This is a genomic window from Mesorhizobium sp. M7A.F.Ca.US.006.01.1.1 (assembly GCF_003997935.1).
In the GTDB taxonomy this organism is placed as follows: Bacteria; Pseudomonadota; Alphaproteobacteria; order Rhizobiales; family Rhizobiaceae; genus Mesorhizobium.
On the sequence record NZ_RZQL01000397.1, the window covers coordinates 1 to 3,827 of the forward strand.

The following is a 3,827-nucleotide window of genomic DNA, read 5'->3' on the forward strand; positions in this document are numbered from 1 at the left end:
GACATGGCTGGCGCCGACAGACATGTCTGCGTCGACGACCAGATGAAACTCGATGAAGGTGGCGCGGCCGGCGATGCGCGTCTTGAGGTCGTGAACCTCCAGCGCGCCCTTGCAATTGGCCGAGATGACGTCACGGATGCGCATGTGTTCCTGGGTGTCGACGGCGCGGTCCATCAGGCCGTTCATCGACGAGCCTATGACATGCCAGCCCTGCCACAGGATGTTCAAAGCCACGAGGACGGCAAGTGCGGGGTCAAGGATCTGCCAACCGGTCAGGATCGCTCCTACCAAGCCGCCGAAGACGCCGATCGAGGTCACCACGTCGGTCATGATGTGGTTGCCGTCGGCGACCAGCGCCGGTGATTTCTCAGCCCTGCCGGTGCGGATCAGGGTCCAGGCCCAGAAGGCGTTGATGATCGTGGCAACGCCGTTGACCGCAAGACCCTCCCAAGGCTGTTCCAGGGGTGACGGGGTCTGCCAGGAGCGCCAGACCTCGTTGAGGATCAATAGCGCGGCAAGCACGATCAGCACGCCTTCCAGCACTGCCGAGAAATACTCGGCCTTGTGATGGCCGAAGGGATGATCCTGGTCGGCCGGCTTGTGGCTGACCTGGATCGCCCAGAAGGCGGCGACCGAGGCGATGACGTTGACGATCGATTCCAATGCGTCCGAATAGAGCGCGACAGAGCCGGTGACGTACCAGGCGGCAGCCTTCAGCGCGAGCACGACAAAGGCGACGATAATCGACCAGAAGGCGAGGTTGGCGACCTTGCGCTTCGCGGCCGCCTTGGCCGCGATCGCCATCGTGTTCTCGGCTTCAGCCATGATCGTCAGGCGGCCTTTTCCTTGGCCTTGCGCGGCAGGTGGGCGACGATGTTCTCGATGATGCGCATGCCGGCATTGTGGCCGAGCGTCATGATCGATTCCGGGTGGAACTGCACCGCGGCAATCGGCTCCTTGCGGTGCTCGAAGGCCATGATGACGCCGTCCTCTGTTTCTGCCGTGACGATGAAATCGTCGGGCAAGCGCACCGGGTCGGCGAAGATAGAGTGGTAGCGGCCGACGGTGACTTCCTTGGGCAGGCCCGAGAAGATGATGCCGGGCTTGGAGACGCGGATGCGCGACGGCTTGCCGTGCATCGGTATGTGCAGCTGCCGCAGTTCGCCGCCATAGGCCTCGGCCAGTGCCTGCAGGCCAAGGCAGACGCCGAAGATCGGCAGTTCGCGGGCGCGCGCCTTCTTGATGGTTGCGGCGCAATCGAAGTCCTTCGGCGTGCCGGGGCCGGGCGACAGCACGACGAGATCGGGTTTCAGCCGGTCGAAGACTTCCTCAGGCACCGGCGAGCGAACGGTCGAGACGTTGGCGCCGGTCTGGCGGAAATAATTGGCCAGCGTGTGGACGAAACTGTCCTCGTGGTCGACCAGCAGGATGTTGACGCCGTCGCCGACGCGCGCGGTGGTGCGCTCGGTGCTGGCGGAATTGCCGGTCTTGGCGTCGCGGATGGCGGAGAGCATGGCGGATGCCTTCAGTTCGGTTTCGGCTTCTTCTTCCTCGGGAATGCTGTCGAACAGCAATGTGGCGCCGGCGCGCACTTCGGCAATGCCGTCCTTGATACGGATGGTGCGGAGCGTCAGGCCGGTGTTCATGTCGCCGTTGAAATTGACCATGCCGATCGCACCCCCATACCAAGCGCGCGGGCTTTTCTCGTTCTGTTCGATGAAGCGCATGGCCCACAGCTTCGGCGCGCCGGTAACGGTGACCGCCCAGGCGTGTGACAAGAAGGCGTCGAAGGCATCCATGCCTTCGCGCAGCCGGCCTTCGATGTGATCGACCGTGTGGATCAGGCGCGAATACATCTCGATCTGGCGCCGGCCGATGACGCGCACCGAACCCGGCTCGCAGACCCGCGACTTGTCGTTGCGGTCGACGTCCGAGCACATGGTCAGCTCGGATTCGTCCTTCTTCGAGTTGAGCAGTTTCAGGATCTGCTCGGAGTCGGAAATGGCATCGTCGCCGCGCTTGATGGTGCCCGAGATCGGGCAGGTCTCGACGCGGCGGCCGTTGACGCGCACGAACATTTCCGGCGAGGCGCCGATCAGATATTCGCCTTCGCCCAGATTGATGAAGAAGGAATAGGGCGACGGATTGATGGCTTTCAGCTTGCGCGAAATCTCGGACGGCTGCGTCTCGCAGCGCTCGTAGAACATCTGGCCGGGCACGACCTCGAACAGATCGCCGCGCTTGAACGAATCCATCGCCTTGCGCACCAGATTGGCGTATTCGCCCGGTTCATGGTCGCCGCGCGGCGGGATGCGGTCGGGGCTCTTGAACGGCTCGGCGATTTCGTCGCGCGGCAGCCCTTCGGTCGAAAAACCCTCGCCGGCATAGTCATAGCGGTCGGTCCAGGCCTTGGCCGAATAATGGTCGACGACCAGGATCTCGTCGGGTAGGAAAAGCACCAGGTCGCGCTGGCTTGGCTTGCGCTCGAGCTTGTAGTCGACCGGGTCGAACTGGAAGGCGAGGTCGTAGCCGAAAGCGCCGTAGAGACCGAGATTGGCGTCTTCCTCGGTCTTGAACAGAGCGGTGATGGCGCGCAGCACCGTAAACACCGAGGGGACGCGGCTGCGCTCCTCCTCGGTGAAGACACGGCCCGGCTTGGCGACGTCGAGGCGGATGAGTGTCTTCGACGTCTCGGCGATGGTGACATCCGCCTGGGTGGCGAGTGCCTTGCCGATGACCGGCAACAACACCTCGCCACGGCCGTTCAGCGCTTCGATGCGCATGGCGCGGCCGCGCGCCGAGATAACCAGAGGCGGGTCGATGATGGCGGTGTCCCAGCGCGTGTAGCGGCCGGGATATTCATAGTTGGAGGAAAACACCGCGCCGCGGCGCGAATTCAGGCCGTCGACGTAAGCGTCGATCGCGCCCGCATAGGGCCGGTCGTGGCGCGCGCGCGTGATGGTGATGCCACCCGCGGTCACGAAACTTTCCGCGCCGTTTTCCAGAAGCTTTATCGTCATTGCCGTCTCCATCAGCGTCTTGGGGCAACGGACCCGGGAATGGCTTGGAAAAAACAAATGGCCGCCCGGACTTTCCGTTGCGGCCACCCTCTCTTTTCACGCGCACGTGTTCGAACAGGCCGCTGTCAGCAGGCCCACCACCAAATGGTCTTGGTCGAACGCATGTTCATGTCGAAATCCATAGCTGCGAAAAGGAGGATGCGCAACAGGTTTGAAAGTCTGTTCTTTGGCCGCCGCTTCTGCAACTCATGGCACATCGCCAAAGCCGGCAGCGCCGCTTAGATTGGCTATCCAACAGCAGGAAGACGGGAAAACAACCATGACCGAGCAGATAGAGCGCGCGCGGACGTTCCATTCCCTCCACGTCAAGGGAAACCCGATCGTTCTCTACAATGCCTGGGATCCGGGCTCGGCCAAGATCGTCGAGAAGGCGGGGGCCAAGGCGATCGCCACCGGAAGCTGGCCGGTGGCGGCCGCGTTCGGCTACGCCGATGGCGAGAAAATCCCGCTGGAGCTGGCGCTCGACAACATCAAGCGCATCGTCGCGGCGGTCGACCTGCCGGTGACCATGGACCTCGAGGGTGGTTACGGCGTCGATCCGGAGATTGTGGCTCGCACGGTGACGTTGGCGCTGCGGGCCGGCGCTGTTGGGTTCAATTTCGAAGACCAGGTTGTCGGTGGCAGCGGCCTGCACGACATTTCTGTTCAGGTAAAACGCATCGAAGCTGCGGCGGCGGCCGTCAAGGCTTCCGGCATACCGGCGTTCATCAACGCCCGAACCGACATCTTCCTCAAGGCGAAACCGGA

General features: G+C 63.0%; 3 protein-coding genes. 1 reads left to right on the forward strand and 2 read right to left on the reverse strand.

Annotated elements, in window-relative coordinates:
* Window positions 1-825, reverse strand: an 825-nt coding sequence (locus tag EN943_RS35700; protein WP_164778565.1) for a cation diffusion facilitator family transporter, incomplete at its 3' end; no start/stop codon positions are given.
* A gap of 5 nt (window positions 826-830) precedes the next feature.
* The gene (locus EN943_RS35705) at window positions 831-3,020 is read right to left on the reverse strand and encodes an anthranilate synthase (protein ID WP_127416463.1); all 2,190 of its coding nucleotides are present in this window, start codon (window positions 3,018-3,020) and stop codon (window positions 831-833) included.
* Between the two features lie 319 nt (window positions 3,021-3,339).
* On the opposite strand from EN943_RS35705, the gene EN943_RS35710 reads away from it, so the two are divergent.
* Window positions 3,340-3,827 (forward strand): isocitrate lyase/phosphoenolpyruvate mutase family protein (locus EN943_RS35710; RefSeq protein WP_164778566.1); only part of this gene is annotated, 488 nt, incomplete at its 3' end.

Coding starts and splice junctions, on each gene's coding strand:
- EN943_RS35705 (WP_127416463.1), bottom strand. CDS start 3,020: ATGACGATAAAGCTTCTGGAAAACGGCGCGGAAAGTTTCGTGACCGCG.